15 protein-coding genes are annotated in these 18,791 nt (G+C 50.4%); 4 read left to right on the top strand and 11 right to left on the bottom strand.

The window, feature by feature from the left end; genetic code table 11:
- Window positions 1-11: 11 nt before the first annotated feature.
- The 8 genes from AC6R10_RS05740 to AC6R10_RS05705 all read right to left on the bottom strand — a co-directional run bounded on the left by AC6R10_RS05740 (window position 12) and on the right by AC6R10_RS05705 (window position 8,598).
- The gene (locus tag AC6R10_RS05740; RefSeq protein ID WP_500633786.1) at window positions 12-1,268 is read right to left on the bottom strand and encodes a dicarboxylate/amino acid:cation symporter; all 1,257 of its coding nucleotides are present in this window, start codon (window positions 1,266-1,268) and stop codon (window positions 12-14) included.
- A gap of 338 nt (window positions 1,269-1,606) precedes the next feature.
- On the bottom strand, window positions 1,607-2,413 hold the full coding sequence (trpA, locus tag AC6R10_RS05735; RefSeq protein WP_500671736.1) for a tryptophan synthase subunit alpha: 807 nt from the start codon (window positions 2,411-2,413) through the stop codon (window positions 1,607-1,609).
- Window positions 2,413-3,603, bottom strand: coding sequence for a tryptophan synthase subunit beta (gene trpB / locus AC6R10_RS05730; protein ID WP_334552443.1), 1,191 nt, complete (start codon window positions 3,601-3,603; stop codon window positions 2,413-2,415). The genes trpA and trpB overlap by 1 nt, the downstream gene beginning before the upstream one ends.
- Before the next feature lie 40 nt (window positions 3,604-3,643).
- On the bottom strand, window positions 3,644-5,083 hold the full coding sequence (gene trpCF / locus AC6R10_RS05725) for a bifunctional indole-3-glycerol-phosphate synthase TrpC/phosphoribosylanthranilate isomerase TrpF (RefSeq protein WP_500671735.1): 1,440 nt from the start codon (window positions 5,081-5,083) through the stop codon (window positions 3,644-3,646).
- 12 nt (window positions 5,084-5,095) lie between these two features.
- Window positions 5,096-6,094: an anthranilate phosphoribosyltransferase gene (gene trpD, locus AC6R10_RS05720; protein ID WP_334552441.1), complete on the bottom strand. Its 999-nt coding sequence runs from the start codon at window positions 6,092-6,094 to the stop codon at window positions 5,096-5,098.
- A gap of 16 nt (window positions 6,095-6,110) precedes the next feature.
- Window positions 6,111-6,701, bottom strand: a complete 591-nt coding sequence (locus tag AC6R10_RS05715; RefSeq protein ID WP_500671734.1) for an aminodeoxychorismate/anthranilate synthase component II — start codon at window positions 6,699-6,701, stop codon at window positions 6,111-6,113.
- A gap of 4 nt (window positions 6,702-6,705) precedes the next feature.
- Entirely contained in the window at window positions 6,706-8,268 is a 1,563-nt protein-coding gene (locus AC6R10_RS05710) for an anthranilate synthase component 1 (RefSeq protein WP_500671733.1), read from the bottom strand.
- Window positions 8,269-8,433: 165 nt separating this feature from the next.
- On the bottom strand, window positions 8,434-8,598 hold the full coding sequence (locus AC6R10_RS05705; RefSeq protein WP_500633792.1) for a hypothetical protein: 165 nt from the start codon (window positions 8,596-8,598) through the stop codon (window positions 8,434-8,436).
- A 126-nt stretch (window positions 8,599-8,724) separates the two neighbouring features.
- On the opposite strand from AC6R10_RS05705, the gene rnm reads away from it, so the two are divergent.
- The 4 genes from rnm (at window position 8,725) to AC6R10_RS05685 (ending at window position 13,863) form a co-directional block, all read left to right on the top strand.
- Window positions 8,725-9,588 carry an RNase RNM gene (gene rnm, locus AC6R10_RS05700; protein WP_500671732.1) on the top strand — a complete coding sequence of 288 codons (864 nt, stop codon included), beginning with the start codon at window positions 8,725-8,727 and terminating at the stop codon, window positions 9,586-9,588.
- A gap of 45 nt (window positions 9,589-9,633) precedes the next feature.
- Window positions 9,634-10,254 carry an L-threonylcarbamoyladenylate synthase gene (locus AC6R10_RS05695; RefSeq protein WP_500671731.1) on the top strand — a complete coding sequence of 207 codons (621 nt, stop codon included), beginning with the start codon at window positions 9,634-9,636 and terminating at the stop codon, window positions 10,252-10,254.
- A 108-nt stretch (window positions 10,255-10,362) separates the two neighbouring features.
- Window positions 10,363-11,307, top strand: coding sequence for a 23S rRNA pseudouridine(2605) synthase RluB (gene rluB / locus AC6R10_RS05690; RefSeq protein ID WP_500671730.1), 945 nt, complete (start codon window positions 10,363-10,365; stop codon window positions 11,305-11,307).
- A 282-nt stretch (window positions 11,308-11,589) separates the two neighbouring features.
- The gene (locus AC6R10_RS05685) at window positions 11,590-13,863 is read left to right on the top strand and encodes a bifunctional diguanylate cyclase/phosphodiesterase (protein ID WP_500671729.1); all 2,274 of its coding nucleotides are present in this window, start codon (window positions 11,590-11,592) and stop codon (window positions 13,861-13,863) included.
- Between the two features lie 60 nt (window positions 13,864-13,923).
- Here the strand turns inward: AC6R10_RS05685 and cydC are convergent, their stop codons facing one another.
- From cydC to trxB, 3 genes are all read right to left on the bottom strand, one after another.
- Window positions 13,924-15,645 (bottom strand): heme ABC transporter ATP-binding protein/permease CydC, encoded by a 1,722-nt coding sequence (cydC, locus tag AC6R10_RS05680; RefSeq protein ID WP_500671728.1) that lies wholly within the window; start codon window positions 15,643-15,645, stop codon window positions 13,924-13,926.
- Window positions 15,638-17,425: a heme ABC transporter permease/ATP-binding protein CydD gene (cydD, locus tag AC6R10_RS05675; RefSeq protein WP_500671727.1), complete on the bottom strand. Its 1,788-nt coding sequence runs from the start codon at window positions 17,423-17,425 to the stop codon at window positions 15,638-15,640. Before cydD ends, cydC begins: the two co-directional genes overlap by 8 nt.
- A gap of 129 nt (window positions 17,426-17,554) precedes the next feature.
- Window positions 17,555-18,523: a thioredoxin-disulfide reductase gene (gene trxB, locus AC6R10_RS05670; protein WP_487901195.1), complete on the bottom strand. Its 969-nt coding sequence runs from the start codon at window positions 18,521-18,523 to the stop codon at window positions 17,555-17,557.
- Between the last annotated feature and the right edge of the window lie 268 nt (window positions 18,524-18,791).

Here is an 18,791-nt window from a genome sequence, read left to right as displayed (position 1 = left end):
GTGGCTTGCGATTAAGCTTCTTGCTTTTGCAGCTCTTGCTGTTTCTCTTCTTCAACCAATGCATCAACGATAACCGCACACGCGGCATCACCTGTGATGTTAAGCGCAGTACGAATCATGTCAAAAATACGGTCTAAAGCGAACAGCAGTGGTAGACCTTCGATTGGAATACCCGCCGCAAGCAGAACAGCAACCACAAGGAATGATGGACCCGGTACGCCCGCTTGGCCCACTGCACCTAAGGTTGACGTGACGATGATCGCAATGTATGCACCCATCGATAGGTCAATATTGAACAGTTGTGCGAAGAAGATGGCCACCAAGCCGTAGTAAATGGCGTTACCAGACATGTTGATGGTCGCACCCAGCGGCAGTACGAATGATGCCGTTGAGTTTTTCACACCCAGCTCGTGCTCCACGGTGTCCATGGTGACGGGTAGTGTCGCCATTGAAGAGGCAGTTGACAGTGCTACCGCTTGTGGCTTCTTCATTGCAACTAGGAACTTCTTCGCAGATGTCTTCGTGAAGATGTGAACCATCAGCGGGTAGGCAATGAAACCGAAGATAAGAATCGCGGCAACGTAGACAACGAATAGCTTGAATACCACCATGAGCGCGCCAAATCCAAACGTACCGACCGCTTCAGCCATCAGACCAAATACACCAATAGGAGCGATGATCATCACTTTGTTGATCATCCAAACCATTGCATCAACAATGCAGTTTACGCCATTGATGATAGGTTCGCGGCGCTCTTTCGCTTGCTTCGAAATCGCAATACCAAAGAACAGACAGAACACAAGGATCTGAAGGATGTTCGCGTCATTGAGTGATTGGAAAACGTTGGTTGGGATCATACCAGTGACGGTTGCCCAGAAAGTTGGAAGTTCACCCTTTGAAGCGTACTCAGCTGAGAACATGCCTTCAACACCAGAGACATCAATGCCTAAACCCGGTTTGAAGACTTCACCCATTACCAAAGCAAGCGCAACGGCAGCGGCAGAGGTCAGGCCGAAGTAGGCCAGTGTGGTGATGCCCACTTTACCTGCATTTGAACTGTTGCCCAGACCCGCAGCCCCTGAGATCAATGCCACAGCGACCAATGGGATCACGAGCATCTTGATTAGGTTGATAAAGATGGCACCAAGAGGCGCAAATACTGTCGCACCATCACCCATCATGGCACCAACGGCAGTACCAACGATCATTGCAATCACGACTTGCACGCCGATGTTGCTTAGCAAACTCTTTTCTTTTAACACTTCCATAACCTCTGTGCTAATAAATTATAAAATCCTAGAATTACCCTCTAAGTGAAAACTTATCTTTGGATAATAATATCGTGAGGTTTTTTACACGTAATTTTTACAATTGGCAATAGTCGGAGGGAGTGATCGGAGGAATAAAATACAAATTTATTGATAAACGACAAGTTTTCACAACAAAGCAAACGTTTGCTTGTTTCGGTTTAATGGTAAATATAATGACTTGGCGAATAACTTGGTCTGGAATGATTGATTGGAGGGGTTGTTTGTTTTGTTAATGAAATGTTCGGTTTCTCACAAAAATGAGAAACCGACTTCATAGAAAGTAAAACGGAAAGGGGTTAGCGCTGTGTGGCCGCTTTCATCTCGCGAGTGAAAGTGGCGAGTTCCGTTAACATTTTTTCACAATCTTCGCGGTTTGTTTCGATGATTTTTACCACGGCCGACCCTGAGATCGCGCCTGCTGCACCGGCATCGAGCGCTTGTTTGACCTGACTAGGCTGCGAAATACCGAAACCGAGTAACGCCGGTGGCGCATCGAACTGGCGCAGTTTATCCAGCATATGATCAACGGGCATGTTCGCTTTGGTTTCTGCACCGGTGACCCCGGCACGTGAGAGCAAATAGGTATAACCACCCCCTAGGCTAGCCACCTGCTTCAACGTTTCGTCACTGGCGGTCGGCGGGGCGATGAAAATCGGGTGTACACCAAATTTCTCCGCGGCGGCGACAAACTCGGCACTTTCATTGGTGGGAACGTCGGCGATCAATACCGAATCAATGCCTACTTGGGCACAGCGTTGGTAAAAATGCTCAATACCGCGTGCGTAGACGAGGTTGGCATACATCAACAGACCGATCGGTAGCTCAGGGTATTGCGCGCGAATTTTGCCGATTTGCTCAAAACAGAGATCGGGTGTCGCACCGGCATCAAGGGCACGAATGTTGGCCCCTTGAATGGTCGGGCCATCGGCCAGCGGATCTGAAAACGGAAAGCCAAGCTCTAGCGCATCCGCACCTGATTCGACAAGGGTCTGCATAATGCGCAGGGATTGCTCAGGGTTTGGATCACAGACTGTGACGAAGGGGACAAATGCGCCTTGGTTACGTTCAGCGAGTCGCGCAAACATGTTTTGATAACGGCTCATTAGATCACTCCTTTTTCTTCTAATAGGGCGTGCACAGTGAAAATGTCTTTATCCCCACGACCGGATAGGTTGACGACCAACAACTGTTCTTTTTCTGGATTTTCTCGCGCCATTCGCAGCGCATGAGCGAGGGCATGCGAGGACTCGAGCGCAGGAATGATACCTTCATGGCGAGCGAGTTCTTGGAAAGCGTCAAGGGCTTCGTCGTCAGTGACGTTGTCGTACTCCGCTCGGCCAATCGCATTGAGGTGCGCGTGCTGAGGACCAACCGATGGGAAATCCAAGCCAGCCGATACTGAGTAGGACTCTTCGACTTGTCCGTGCTCGTCTTGCATCAGAGGCGCTTTCATGCCAAAGAAAATGCCGGTTTTACCGTGTTTGAGCGGTGCGCCGTGTTGGTCCGTATCGATGCCTTTGCCTGCAGGTTCCACACCGATAAGGCGAACGCTCTCTTCTTCAATAAAGTCTGCAAACATGCCGATAGCGTTTGAACCGCCGCCTACACAGGCAATCACGGCATCAGGCAAGCGCCCTTCGCGGGCAAGAATCTGGTTTTTGGTCTCTTCGCCGATCATGCGCTGGAATTCACGTACAATGGTCGGGAAGGGGTGCGGGCCTGCCGCCGTACCCAAGAGGTAATGCGCGGTTTCGTAGGAGCCAGACCAGTCACGCAGCGCTTCATTACACGCATCTTTCAGGGTCGATGAACCAGAATGGACGGGAATCACCTCTGCGCCCATCAATTTCATGCGAAACACGTTCGGGCTTTGACGTTCGACATCTTTGGCCCCCATGTAGACGCGACACTTAAGACCAAGTAGTGCGCAAGCTAACGCGGTGGCAACCCCATGTTGACCCGCGCCTGTTTCGGCGATGATCTCGTCCTTACCCATGCGTTTGGCGAGCAGAGCTTGACCCAACACTTGGTTGGTTTTATGCGCGCCGCCGTGAAGTAAATCTTCACGTTTCAGGTACAGCTTTGTCTTGGTACCTTTGGTGAGGTTGCGCGTTAAGGTGAGTGCGGTTGGGCGTCCTGCATACTCTTGCAGCAGAGACATAAACTCACTGCGAAAGTCATCATCCTGCTGCGCGTCAATAAAGGCTTGCTCAAGTTGTTCAAGTGCAGGGACTAGGATTTGAGGGACATATTGACCGCCATATTCACCAAAGTAGGCGTCGAGTTTTGCCATGATGTAATTCCTATCTATGTTGTCGCGATTGCTCGCGCAATCAGTAATGTCTAATGGCTGCAAACGCTTGTTGCAGCTTCTCTTGATCTTTTTTACCCGGCTCGCTTTCTACCCCTGAATTGAGATCCAATCCGAGGCAGCCCTGTGAGGCCGCTTTTTGGGCGTTAAATGGGGTGATTCCACCGGCGAGCATGATGCGCTCAGGGTTGTTAATCAGTGACCAGTTGAACACCAGACCGGTGCCGCCTGTCTGGCTGCCCACTTTGGTGTCCAACAGATGACGATCCACTCCCTGTGCGATAAGCGTCGGGAGCGAATCTTTAATGCCGTACGCTTTCCAAATCTCAACCCCTTCTGGCAGTGCGGCTTTCAGCTCGCTCACGTAGCCTTCATCTTCATCGCCGTGTAACTGCACCGCGCTTAAACCGAGTGATTGTACGCGCTCAGCAACGCTATCAAGCGGCTGGTTTTGAAACACGCCGACATAGCGTAAAGGCGCGCCGCTCATGGTTAAGCGTGCGGTTTCAAGGTCGACATAACGTGGAGACGTTTCGACAAAAATCAGCCCGCCAAACACGGCGCCAGCGTGGTACGCTTTAGCGGCATCATCTGGGTGAGTGAGGCCACACACCTTGTTTTCACCTAGGGTGACTTTGCGCACCGCCAGCTCAAGATCTTCTTCAGCCATTAAAGAACTGCCAATCAAAAAGCCATCGGCGTAGTGGGCCAGATCACGGACTTGCTGGTGGGTATAAATGCCTGATTCCGAGATGATAATGGCGTCTGGCGCAAGTTCGCGCAGCGTCGGCGCCAGTGCTTTCGTGCGACTAAGATCGGTGCTCAGGTCGCGCAAATTACGGTTGTTGATGCCAATGACGCGGGCACCCAAGTGAACGGCACGGCTCAACTCTTCTTCGTTGCTCACCTCGGTCAACACGCCCATGTTGAGGCTATGAGCCGCCGACTCCAAGGTTTTGTATTGCTCGTCATTAAGTACCGAGAGCATCAGAAGAACCGCATCTGCGCTGTAATGGCGAGCTAAGTAGACTTGGTAGCTGTCGACCATAAAGTCTTTACACAACACGGGTTGTCTCACTTGGCGGCGCACTTGAGGCAGAAAATCGAAGCTGCCTTGGAAGTATTTCTCATCGGTCAGTACCGAGATAGCATTGGCATGCTTGTCGTAGACAGAGGCGATGTAGTCCAGATTGAAATCATCGCGGATCAGCCCTTTCGATGGTGATGCCTTTTTGCATTCGGTAATGAACACCGTCTGTTCACTGCTTAACGCGTCATAAAAGCTACGGTCAGAAGGCTCGAGTGCTGACTGAAATGTGCTCAGAGGCTCGGCGACTTTGCGCTCTGCGACCCACTGGTACTTATCACGTACGATCTTAGCCAGCACTTCCGCCATTTGTGCTTCTTGCTGTGAGACGTGTTCGGAGAGTTGCTCCGTTGAAGGTGTGTTGACGTCAGTCATGGTCTCTATTCCTTAAGCATGGGCGGCAAGACGTTGAACAAGCTCAAACGCTTTACCGGAATTCATTGCCTCGATGGCTTGTTGAGTGTTGGCTTTGAGATCGTCGTGGCCAAATAAGCGCATCAACAACGCAACGTTTGCCGCGACCGCCCCGAGTTGCGCCTCTGTGCCTTTCCCGGTGAGCATATCGGTAATGATGGCTTGGTTTTCCTGTGGCGAGCCACCTTTAATCGCCTCTAGCGGGTGTTCACCTAAGCCAAAATCCGCAGGAGTAAGAGTGTATTCAATGATTTGCCCCTCTTTGATCTCAGCCACTGTTGTCGGGCCATGAATGGCCACTTCATCCAAGCCACTGCCGTGCACCACGGCCGCGCGCTTCATTCCCATTTGTAACATGGTTTCCGCAATAGGACGAACCAGTTCTTCACTGTACACGCCCATCAATTCGATGTTGGGGCGGGCTGGGTTAATCAGTGGGCCTAAAATATTAAAGATGGTGCGAGTTTTCATCGTTTGGCGCACCGGCATCGCATGACGCACGCCGCCGTGATATTGCGGCGCGAACAGGAAGGCGACGCCGAGTTCATCCACCGCTTTACGGGTCTCTTCTGCGCTCATCGCGAGATTAATACCAAACGAGTCGAGTAAATCTGATGAGCCAGATTTGCTCGATACGCTGCGGTTGCCGTGTTTGGCCACTTTTAGTCCACACGCAGCGGCGACGAATGCTGCGGTGGTCGAAATATTGATGGTGTCGTGACCGTCGCCACCGGTGCCGACAATGTCGGCAAAATCGTAGTCTGGACGTGGGAACGGATTGGCGTTCGCCAGCAGAGCTTTGGCCGCACCAGCAATCTCATCGGGTGTTTCCCCTTTGATTTTTAGCGCTGTTAGCGCTGCGGCCATTAAGATCGGATCCAGTTCGCCACGGATAATGACATCAAACAGTTGTTGGCTTTCAGCTTGCGTCAGTGAGATTTGGTCATACAGTTTGTTGATGATGGCTTCCATTGTGCTTCTCCCATTCTTATCCGTGTTGTTTCTCAAGTGCCCAGTCAATCGCGTTGGCGAGCAGTGTGGCGCCATAAGTCGTCATAATCGACTCTGGGTGGAACTGGAATCCACACACTTTATCCTCTTCTTGAACCACCGACATCACTAAGTCATCCACTTCTGCCGTGACCGTCAACGTCTCAGGCACCTTGGTGGCCACTAAAGAGTGGTAACGAGCGATGGCAAGCGGTGACGGTAAGTTTGCGTAGGTCGCGTGCTTTTGATGTGACATCATTGAGACCTTGCCATGAACGATGTCTCCCGCACCTTCCACAACGCCACCATAGGCTTCAACAATCGCTTGGTGGCCAAGGCAAATGCCGATCATCGGTACTTGGCCTTTTAGGCGTGTAATCAGTTCTGGCATTGAGCCAGCTTCGGACGGCGCCCCCGGACCTGGTGACAGCAACACCACTGGGTTGTCGAGTTGATGAACGGCTTGCTCAATCACCTCGGCCGCAATGTGGTTGCGATAAATTTTGACGGAGTGACCTAGTGAACGAAATTGGTCAACCAAGTTGTAGGTAAAGGAGTCGAAGTTATCAATAAATACGATGTTCGCCATGAGATTACTCCTTATGAGCCGCTTGAATAGCGGCAATTACCGCCTGTGCTTTGCCACGGGTTTCGTCGGCTTCAGCTTGTGGGTCAGAATCAAACACCACACCAGCCCCCGCTTGGACTTGTGCAATACCATTCTCAACGTAGGCCGAGCGAATAACGATACAGGTATCGAGCGTCCCTTCGCCAGTTAGGTAGCCGACGGCACCGCCATAGCTGCCGCGCCTGGCGCCTTCGACATCGCGAATCAATTGCATAGCGCGAATTTTAGGCGCGCCAGTGAGGGTGCCCATGTTCATGCACGCTTGGTAGGCATGCAGCGCATCAAGGTCGCTGCGCAGTTGGCCGACCACGCGTGACACGAGGTGCATCACGTGGCTGTAACGGTCCACTTTGAGGAGATCGGCGACGTGGCGTGTCCCCGCTGCACTGATGCGAGCGACATCGTTGCGCGCCAGATCCACCAACATCATGTGTTCGGCGTTCTCTTTTTTGTCTGTGCGCAGCTCCAGTTCAATTCGGCTATCGAGGTCAAAATCAATCTCGCCGCTTGCGCGTTTACCGCGACGGCGGGTGCCGGCAATAGGGTAAATCTCGACCTGGTTGGTGTGGGTTTCGTATTTCAATGCACTTTCAGGTGAGGCGCCAAACAAAGTGAAGAGTTCATCTTGCATGTAGAACATGTAAGGGCTTGGGTTGCTCTCTTTGAGTGCCTTGTACGCCGCCAGTGGAGAAGGGCAGGGTAAGGTAAATCGTCGCGACGGCACCACTTGAAACACATCACCCTTAACGACGTACTCTTTAAGATCGCGTACGGTCTGACAGAAATCATCATCGCTGACGCTTGGTACGGCATCGACTTGAGCCAATTTTTTTGCCTCAGGCAAAGGTTTTAGTGCTTGGCACTGGCTTTTGATCGCCTCGAGACGAGCGCGCAGCGTCGGCGCTTCACTCTCGTTGGCAAATAGGGTCGCTTGAAGTTCGCAGCTTTCGCGTTGGTGGTCGACAACCAACAGAGTTTCAGCCACATAGAAGACGTAGTCAGGACATTGGTTGGCTTGGGTTGCATCACCGAGTGGCTCAAAATTGGCGACCAAGTCATAGGCAAATAAACCGCCAAGAAACAGAGCGTGCTGATCGTGCGCTTTGAGATCGAAGCTATGTTGGATCAAACGTAACGCATCGAACGACGATGCTTCGCGCAGACGAGAGTCCTCATCGAGTGTGTCGCACGGCGCCTCAAAATGCAGCGTCAGCGTGGTTGGGGTCGCTTGGTGTTGAATCGTGTCACGAATATTGTGGCGAAGATGGTTAAGTAGGTGCTCGCCGTTGGCTGTGAGAGCAGTGAAGGTAACACTGTGGCCCATACAGACGATGCGCACTGCCGAGTCAACAATCAGCAAGCTTTTCAGGTTTTGCTTCGAGTCGATTTCTGCCGATTCAAGCAGCAGGCTATCTGTTTTGTTCTCACACAAGGTGTGGAAAAGCTGCGTCGGGTCTTTGGTATACGGCGCACTGTCTTGAATGATATCAAGTTGACCTAGCTTTTTAATTTCAATGGCCTTGTTCACAAGACCTCCTTATTCATTCTTATATCCTGGTGCCATAGTGGCATAAAGCATCGGTTTACCCAATCGAGATTTGGCAAAAAATGCCTACTCTTTAAACACTTAAACCAGAATTGTAAACAACAAAAAGCCCGCATTGGAGCGGGCTATGACACGATGAAGAATCGATTACTTACGTGCAACTGCCCACTTAGCCTGTAGCCAAGTGCGCCACCACACCATAACGTGCGTTGCAAACGTGGTTGGCAAACAAAAAATCGTATCCACCAGAACGCGAATCGCATCGGTAGCGATCATTTTCACATTCTGATTTAGGTTAATTTCTTGTAACATAGTGTGCCTTGACTAAAAAATAGTGCGCCTTAACGTTTTGCCGGTTAGCGAGCTAACTCAACGACTCTGAATTTGTGTACTAGTTAACTAGTGCAAAGATAAAAAGTCAACCAAAAAAATGAAAATATGAGAATTGATTTACACAGCCATACCACTGCCTCAGACGGTCGACTCAGCGTCACTGAACTGATCGACCGAGCGCTAGGCTTTAACATTGACGTATTGGCGATCACTGACCACGATACGGTTGAGGCGCTCGCACCTGCCCGCGCCTACATCAAAGAGCAAGCGCTGCCCATTGCCTTAATCAATGGAATCGAGATCTCTACCGTATGGCAGAACAAAGACATTCATATTGTCGGGTTGAATATTGATCCTGATGCCTCGTCACTAACCCAGTTGATTGAGCAGCAACAGCAACACCGCGTCGGTCGAGCTCAGCTCATTGCGCAGCGTTTAGAAAAAGCGACCCGCGAAGGCATATTTGAAGAGGTGAGTGCCATTGCGGGCGACGCGCCCATCACTCGCGCGCATTTTGCCAAGTGGTTAGTGGATAATGGTTTTGCGAAGACGATGCAACAGGTGTTTAAAAAATATCTAACACGCGGTAATCCCGGCTACGTGCCGCCCAGTTGGTGCTCAATGTCTGAGGCGGTAGAGGCCATTCACGCTGCGGGTGGTCAAGCGGTGCTCGCTCACCCCGGTCGCTATGACTTAACGGCCAAATGGCTAAAACGGTTGTTGTCGGCGTTTGTGGAAGCCAACGGCGATGCGATGGAAGTGGCTCAGCCACAACAAAGCCAACAAGAAAGACGCAATTTGGCCGATTATGCTATACAATACAAACTATTAGCTTCCCAAGGCAGCGACTTCCATTATCCTTCTCCTTGGATGGAACTGGGGCGCAATCTATGGCTGCCTTCTGGCGTCGAACCAGTATGGAAAGAGTGGGGTTTATCGCCCGCTGATGACCTTACAGGCCTTGACTAAACATGATGTGTTATAGAGTCGTGAGACTCGATATTGAGGATTATTATGAGCCAGTTTTTTTATGTTCACCCAGAAAACCCACAAGCGCGCTTGATTACCCAAGCGGTCGCCATTATTCGTAACGGCGGGGTTGTGGTTTACCCTACCGATTCTGGTTATGCGCTTGGCTGCCAACTTGAAAACAAACAGGCACTTGAACGTATTTGTCAAATTCGCCGTTTGGATGAGAAGCACAACTTTACACTACTGTGTCGAGATCTCTCTGAGTTGTCGCTTTATGCTCGAGTGGATAACACCGCCTTTCGCTTGTTGAAAAACAATACACCGGGTCCGTACACCTTTATCTTCAAAGGCACGAAAGAAGTCCCACGCCGTTTGATGAACGCTAAGCGAAAAACCATCGGTATTCGTGTTCCTGACAATCGCATTGCTCTGGATTTACTCGAAGCGTTAGGCGAGCCTTTGATGTCGACCTCGCTTATCTTGCCGGGTAACCAGCACACTGAGTCAGACCCGGAAGACATTCGTGATAAGTTAGAGCATGCAGTGGATGTGATCCTAAACGGTGGATACCTAGGCGAACAGCCGACCACAGTGGTCGATTTCAGTGATGGTGACCCAGTCATCGCGCGCATCGGCGCAGGGGATCCGGAGCCGTTTGAGTGATCAAAAAAACGTGATCTTTGGCAAGGATTTTGAGATAATACGCGGCCGCGATTTTTGGGTCGCACTTTTTTATTTCGACGTCTGTGAAGACGACACATAGGTAAATCAATGAACGAAAAATTACAGAAAGTTTTAGCACGAGCTGGTCATGGATCGCGACGCGAGTTAGAAGCTTTAATCAAAGCTGGCCGCGTGAGCGTCAATGGCGTTGTCGCTAGACTTGGTGAGCGACTAGAAGATGAGAACGCCATCGTTCGTATCGACGGCCACACTGTCAACGCTAAAGCGCAAGAAGAAGTGATTTGTCGCGTACTAGCGTACTACAAGCCGGAAGGCGAATTGTGTACTCGTCATGACCCTGAAGGTCGTCGCACTGTATTTGACCGTTTGCCTAAGATCCGTGGTTCACGTTGGATCTCGGTAGGGCGTCTGGATGCCAACACCTCGGGTCTGCTGTTGTTTACTACCGATGGAGAGCTTGCCAACCGTCTGATGCACCCAAGCCGTCAAGTGGAACGTGAGTACCTTGTACGAGTCTTCGGCGAAGTGAACGAAGACAAAGTGAAAAACTTGGTTCGTGGTGTTCAACTCGAAGACGGTTTAGCCCGTTTTGAGGATGTGGTTTACGCGGGTGGTGAAGGTATGAACCACACCTTCTATGTGGTGATCAACGAAGGTCGAAACCGCGAAGTTCGTCGTTTGTGGGAGTCTCAGGACTGTACCGTTAGCCGCCTGAAACGTGTGCGCTATGGTGATATCTTCCTCGACAAAAAACTGCCTCGTGGCGGTTGGATGGAACTGGATCTCAAAGAAGTGAACTACCTGCGTGAATTGGTAGAACTTCGCCCTGAGAAAGAAACCATGTTGGATGAGAACAAAGCCAACACTTCACGCAAACGTGAGCGCTCACGCAGCCAGAAGATTCGTCGTGCCGTGAAACGTCATGAAGAGCGTGTCAACAGCGGCGGTGGTCGTAGCAACAACCCTGCACGCCGTAAGCCACGCAAAGGCGCAACCGAGCAAGCGCCTCGTAAAAATACCCGTCAGCGTTGATACCACAGTTGTTAATGTGTAGGTATCACTGATACGTCTATTGATTGATGCCATTGTTCAATTTGTGAAAGCAGCCGAGTTAGGCTGCTTTTTTTTCATCAATTTATGACTAACCTTAACTTTAGAGTGAAAACTGATACTTATATCAATTGTGATAGGTGAAGAGAGACAGAGAATCGTATAGAGTGTTCGCTCTATTTTAGGTCGGTGAGCAGTGACGCTTTACACTATCCTTAAACAGAACAGAAATTAGAGTCGCAGGTTGTCAGGGATCTTAGACGTATGGCATTGATTAAAAAAAATATTTGGTTAGCGTTTTATTTTATTCTGGCTCTATGGTCAGTGATAAGCGCGATCGCTGCCTATATGTCTTACCAAGACTCCTATGAAGATATTACTCAATCGCAAGTTAATCTCACTCGTTTGACCGCGCACGCATTCAAGTCATCCCTCACCCAGTACCAAACCATCTTAGATATTGTCGGCAGTGAATTAGCACGATTGGATTTTGAGCACGATCTCGAGCATATCAATGCCGTGCTCGACGATACCACCGGGATTGAAAAAACCATTTTAGCGCTGGCGCTGTTTGATGTAGAGGGCTATCCGCTGACGAGTTCGCCGCGAATGGTGGATGGGCACACCAACTACCTGCGCGATAATCCTGAAACCAAATTGACTTTCGAGAAAACCCTCGCAAGTGACGAAGCGGTGATCGGGCGTACCTATTTTCATAAAGACATTGGCGAGCTTATTATCCCTTTTCGCAAAGCCATTCGTGACGAAAAGGGTGTGCCTAAGTTTGTCTTGTCCATTTCTATCTCACTCAAAGGTGGTTTTGAGTACTTCTTGACCAACAAAACTGAGATGGAAAGCCACAGCTTTGATACCTTCTTATTTCGTGAAAATGATCGCTACTTCCAGATTGCGCCAATGGAGCAGATTTATGATCCGCAAGCCTATCTTCATCAAGTGTCGCAAGAGGCGATCGATGACAGCGTGCGGCGTCTAGAAAAAACTACCGGGCTGAGTTATGAAGCAATAAAGCAAAGTAACCAAGTCCACATCAACGAATTGACCTACCCATCCCGTCAATCCTACGCCGCCAGTGCCTACATCAACAAATACGAATTGTGGATCACCACAGAAGTGAAAAAGAGCGTTATCTTGGCGCGCTTTTTCGAAAAACTGCCCAACATCATTGGCCTCTATTTGGTGGCCGTTGCTGTGATGTTTTTCCTGTTTCGCAATATTGCGCGCAGCGAGCTACACAAACAGCAGGAGCTTGCTCACCAAGCGAACCATGACTATTTAACCGGCATTGCCAATCGCTATAGTCTCGAGCGTTATTTATCGGGGTTGGATAAGCACGCTCGCTATAGCCTGCTGTGTATCAATGTCGACAGTTTTAAATTGGTTAATGACAACTTTGGTAACCCCGCAGGGGATGCGGTGCTGAAAAACATCGCCAATCGCTTAGTGGCTAGTGTCGGTGAAAAGCACGCGGTGTTTCGCTCTGGTAGTGACGAATTTGTTGTGGTGGCACATACGTTAGACAGAGAAGCGCTCGATGCCACGATTGATCTTTGCCGAAGCTGTTTTACCCAAGCGTTCCTCTATCGTGACTACGAGATTGTGTTAAGTTGCAGCATCAGCGTCGCCTCATCCGGTCAAGACGATGTCGATGCAGAAGCGGTCAAGCGCAACGCCGAACTGGCGATGTCACACGCTAAACAGACACGCAACGGGATTGTGTTTTACCAGCCGCGCTTTCTCACTGAGCACCTAGATAAGAGTAAAATTGAACTCGAACTCAAACGCGCGATTGAGCGCGATGAGATTTATATGATGTATCAGCCGCAATTTACCTCAAGTAAAACGCTTAAAGGGGTTGAGGCGTTAGTACGTTGGGAGCACCCTGAACTGGGTTTTGTACCACCGGATAAATTCATCCCTGTGGCTGAAAACTGTGGCTATATGAACGAGCTCGGTGAGTTTATCGTGCGCCGCACGTTAGCCGAGCTCTCTGAGCTATTTGAGGCTTTGCAGGTGGAGCTTGATGTCGCGATCAATGTTTCCGTTAAGCAGTTTCAAAGTATGCAATTTATTCCAATGTTGGAACAGGCGATTGAGGAGCGACGCTTTAACAAACACCGGTTGATTGTTGAGATCACGGAGAGCGTCTTAGCCGACGATTTTGAGCGCATTTGTGCCTTGCTCAATGCCCTAAAAGCCGAGCAGATACGTGTCTCATTGGATGATTTTGGTACCGGTTACTCTTCACTGAGTGTACTTAAACATTTCCCAATTGACGAAGTCAAAATCGATAAGAGTTTTGTCTCAGATATGTTGGTGAGCGAGTCCTCTTATTCTATGCTGGCTGGCGTGTTAGGCATGGTGCAAAAATTGGGGATGGAAACGGTCGCCGAGGGGATTGAATCAGAAGAGGAAGCGGGGGTGTTGAGGCGTCTCGGTTGTGATGTCTTCCAAGGTTATCACTTTGCCCGCCCGATGAAATTAGAGGCCCTTCGCCGTTTTATCCTCGACAACCGATAAGCTACTTCGCAGAACATCTAAAACACAACGGCAGCTTGTGCTGCCGTTGTGACTGATGGTTTAGAGCGTTTGAGTCAACTGATAATAACGACCTTGTTGTTCGAGCAATGAGGCGTGGCTTCCATATTCGACCACTTGACCTTGCTCGACCAGACAAATGGCGTCCATCTTATCTAAATGAACCAGTCTGTGGGTGATAAACAGGACGGTTTTGCCGACAAAGTGCTGCTCAAACAACGTCATGATCTGTTGTTCAGTTTGTTTGTCTAGCCCTTCCGTTGGTTCATCAAGCAGCAGAATCGGCGCATCATGCAGCAGCGCGCGGGCAATCCCGATACGACGCTTTTCGCCGCCGGAGAGTTGTCTGCCCCCGTCCCCAAGCCAAATATCTAATCCTTGAATGTCGAGCAGTGCAGCAAGGCCAACTTTATCCAGTGTCGCGCTGAGCTCGGCATCATCGGCCTCTGGCTTCGCCATCAATAAGTTATCACGCAGAGAGCCGTTCAGTATGTCGACCCGTTGGCTGACCACACTAATAGCAGCTCGCAGCTGTGATTCACTCCACGCCGCTATTGGGCGCCCAGCGAGGCGTATCTCACCTTGATTGACATCCCAGTAGCGGTTGAGTAACTGAATCAAGGTCGATTTACCACTGCCGGTTTGGCCGACAATGGCGACACGATGTTGAGAAGGTATGGCAAGGGTAACGTCTTTAAGCACCCTCTGATGGCTATCAGGATAAGAGAAGCAGACCTGCTCATACTCGATGGAAAACTCGCCGTCATGAGCCACCTCTTGGTCAGGAAAGACCACATCCGGCGTAGACAAAATAATGTCATTGAGACGTCTTGCTGAAGTGAGCGTTTGGCCTAAATGCTGGAAAGCCGCGGCAATTGGCATTAGAAGCTCAACACTGGCCATGGTGGCAAAGACCACCAACGCAATTTTAGGATCAGGCGACAAGCCGCCCACGCCATCCGCCGCCAACCACAGCATTAAGACTAACGTCCAGCCATTGACCAGCAGTAACAGCGCTTGCGCTAACCCGGAAACATGAGCGTTGAGGCGCTGATTGGCAAGCAGTTTGTATTGGGCGTTGAGGATCGCGTCTCGGTAGCGCCGATTGGCGCCAAATAACGTCAGTTCGCTGTAGCCTTGCAGCCAGTCGAGCGTAGTAATGCGAAGATCCGCTTTATGTTGTGTCAACTCGCGGCCATTGCGTTTGCCTAACTTATAGAACAAAACAGGCCAGGTGAACAAGACCACCAATAGAATGGCGCCCAGCGTTAAGCCTAACTGCTGATCAAACCAAGCGACCAGCGCAGTGAGACCAAGGATACCGAGGGTACCAACGATCATTGGGCTAACCAAACGTAGGTAAACGTGATCCATCGCATCAATATCAGACACTAGGCGGTTGAGCAGATCGGCATCGCGCAAGTTTGACACTCGGCCCGGAATGAGCGGTGCGAGTTTGCTGAAGAAGAAAATACGCAGATCAGTGAGCAGCTTAAAGGTGGCGTTGTGGCTGACCACGCGCTCACCCCAGCGTCCTGCGGTGCGTCCCATGGCAAATCCACGCACAAACGCCCCGGGTAACATGTAGTTGAAGGTTTCCCGTGCAATAGTCAATCCGGCCACGGCGGCGGCAGACAAAAACCAACCGGACAGTGTTAATAGGCCGATGGAGGCAAACAGAGTAAGCAGTGCCAGTAGCATACCGAGCGACAAGCCAAACCAATGCTTTTTATACAATTTGAGGTAGGGGGCTAATTCACGCATCCAGATTCCCCTTATCGGTGTTTGTCATAGACATACTGGCGTCCAACATCTGCGCAAAGCGTCCTGGTTGATGGGCTAAGCTGGCGAAGTCCCCACATTGAATCAACTGACCTTTGTCCATCACTAAAATCTGATCCACATTCTTTAAGGGCGTGAGTTGGTGAGTGACCATCAAACAGGTTTTGTCTTTGATTTTCGCATCCAGACCTTGCATAACAAGACGCTCGCTTCGTGCATCTAAGCTGGCGGTTGGCTCATCGAGGAGCCAAAATGCACCGTCTTGAATCATGGCTCGCGCGAGGGCTAAGCGCTGCGCTTGACCGACGGACAAGCCACCGCTTCGGTCTGTCACGACATACTCTAACCCGTGATGTTCGACAAATTCGCGGCTGAAAGATTCATCAAGCGCGCTATCCAGCGCTTGTTGACTCGGCTTGTTGACCCCAAGCGTGAGATTGTCATAAATGCTGCCGTGCAGTAGCAGTGGGTTTTGTCCTACCCAACTGATCTGATCGCGCCAGTGCGCCAAATCCAACTCACTGCGCTCAACGCCATTAATGGTTAAACTGCCTTGGTAAGGAAGGAAGCCGAGTAGGGCGTTAATCAGGCTTGTTTTCCCCGCACCGCTTGGGCCGACGAGTGCGCAGGTTTCCCCTGCTTTTAGTTCGAAACTGACAGGGCCGAGCAGCGCTGTACCTTGCGGAGAATAAACGCTTAACTCAGTGGCCTTAATGGTTATCTTGGCTGGTTCAGTCAGCTTGCGATCGCCTGATTTTACCGAAGTGACATCGGTATTAAGAAATGCCACGATGCTTTCTGCAGCGCCAACGGCTTGCTGTTTGCCATGATAAAAGGTCCCTAGGTCACGCAGCGGTTGGTAAAACTCCGGAGCGAGAATTAACACAAATAGGCCAGAAAATAGGGTGACGCCCGCGCCGTAGTCACCGAAATTGAGCTCACCAATAAACGCGAAGCCGAAATACACCGCAGTGAGGGCGATAGAGATAGAGGTGAAAAACTCCAATACAGCCGAGGATAGAAACGCAATTTTCAACACGTCCATCGTGCGGGTACGAAACACTTCAGATGCGCCGCGCAGCGTGTCGGTTTCTGCGCGCGTGCGGTCAAACAGTCGAATGGTGGTCATCGATTGTAAGCGGTCATAAAAATGGCCAGACAGACGTTGCAGCGCCTTGAAGTTTTTGCGGCTGGCATCCGCCGCTTTGATGCCCACTAAGGCCATAAACAGAGGCACAAGGGGGGCGGTGATCAGAAATATCAGCCCGGCTGCCCAGTTGACAGGGAAGACCACTACTAAGATAACAAGCGGTATCAACACGGAAAGGGCCATTTGCGGTAAGTAGCGGGCGAAAAAGTCGTGCATATCTTCGACTTGTTCCAGTAACAGCGTTGCCCACGCCCCAGCAGGCTTTCCTTTGATATACGCAGGGCCGAGTTCGTCGAGCTTGTCGAGAATCAATTGACGAATATAAACGCGAATCTGTTCTCCGCAGCGAAAGCCGGCGATCTCTCGTCCCCAAGCGCACAGCGCACGCACAACGACAGTGGCGGCGAGCCCTGCGAAATGGGGCATAAGTTCGGTTTTATCGACGTGTTCGATAATAAGAGCATGCAATATGTGAGCGAGGAGTGATGCACCAATCAGCAAAAATACGCTTGAGAGCACACCAAGGCCAACGGCAATCATCAACCAGCGCTTGGCTTGGCGACTTTGCTGCTTTAGCCATTGATTCAAGCTACGCTGTTTCTTTTTATCCATGGTAAAGGCTTAATGAGAATTATTATTTTGATTTAAGCCGCGCATTATACAAAAGAAAACCTCGCGGGAATACCGCGAGGTTTTAGGGATTTGAGATAAGCGCCAAAAAGCGCCACAAGCGATTGGCCGTTAGGCTGATTGCGTATCCGCGAGTCCATCCAGGTAGCGCTCTGCATCTAACGCTGCCATACAGCCCGTTCCCGCAGAGGTGATGGCTTGACGGTAATTGTGATCCATCACATCACCTGCTGCAAAAATGCCAGGGATGCTAGTTTGGGTTGCGTTCCCCTCTAGACCCGATTTCACCACGATGTAGCCATCTTTCATTTCAAGCTGATCAGCGAAAATGGCGGTATTGGGTTGGTGACCGATAGCGATAAATGCCCCCATTACGTCGATTTGCTCAACCGCATCGGATTGGGTGTCCTTGATACGTACGCCTGTTACGCCCATGTCATCGCCAACGACTTCGTCAAGAGTACGGTCGGTGTGCAGAACAATATGGCCGCTTGCCACTTTATCCATCAAGCGTTTGATGAGGATCTTTTCCGCTCGGAACGTATCGCGGCGGTGAATCAAATGCACTTCAGAGGCGATGTTGGATAGGTACAGCGCTTCTTCAACCGCGGTGTTACCACCGCCCACGACGGCGACTTTCTGGTTACGATAGAAGAAACCGTCACAGGTCGCACAGGCGGAAACACCGCGCCCTTTAAACGCTTCTTCTGACTCCAGACCAAGGTATTTTGCCGAAGCGCCAGTAGAGATAATAAGAGCATCACAGGTGTAGTGACGGCTGTCGCCTTTGAGCGTAAATGGGCGCTGACTGAAATCCACTTCATTGATGTGATCAAATACAATCTCGGTCTCAAAGCGTTCTGCGTGCTCTTTCATTCGCTCCATTAAACCGGGTCCGGTGAGACCTTCAGGATCGCCAGGCCAGTTTTCCACTTCCGTTGTGGTGGTCAACTGACCCCCTTGCTGCATGCCGGTAACCAGTACTGGGTTAAGGTTGGCTCGTGCGGCGTAAACCGCTGCCGTGTAGCCAGCAGGGCCAGAACCGAGAATGAGTAATTTACAGTGTTTTACGTCGCTCATTTGTGCTCCATCGCGGTGACGCTTATTGATTTTTAACTTCTCGATTATATGGGTCTAAGCACGGCGTTAACAAGGTCTGTCACTGGAATAAATGGTTATAGATTAGATCAACAAGGGTGGAGTGTGGGCGCAAAAACAGCCACTAACTCTTTGATTACAAGCATCCTCTTCAATTTGACTAGTGAACCGTGCTGGTTTTCTCATCTTCCTTTGTTATCAAATGGTTTACTTCACTAACTATTAATAATTAATTGGATAAACATTTTGT

It is taken from the genome of Vibrio sp. R12-SG2-ISO1, from assembly GCF_059834045.1.
Note: the sequence above shows the minus strand (reverse complement) of the source record. Positions and strands in the feature narration are given on the sequence as shown.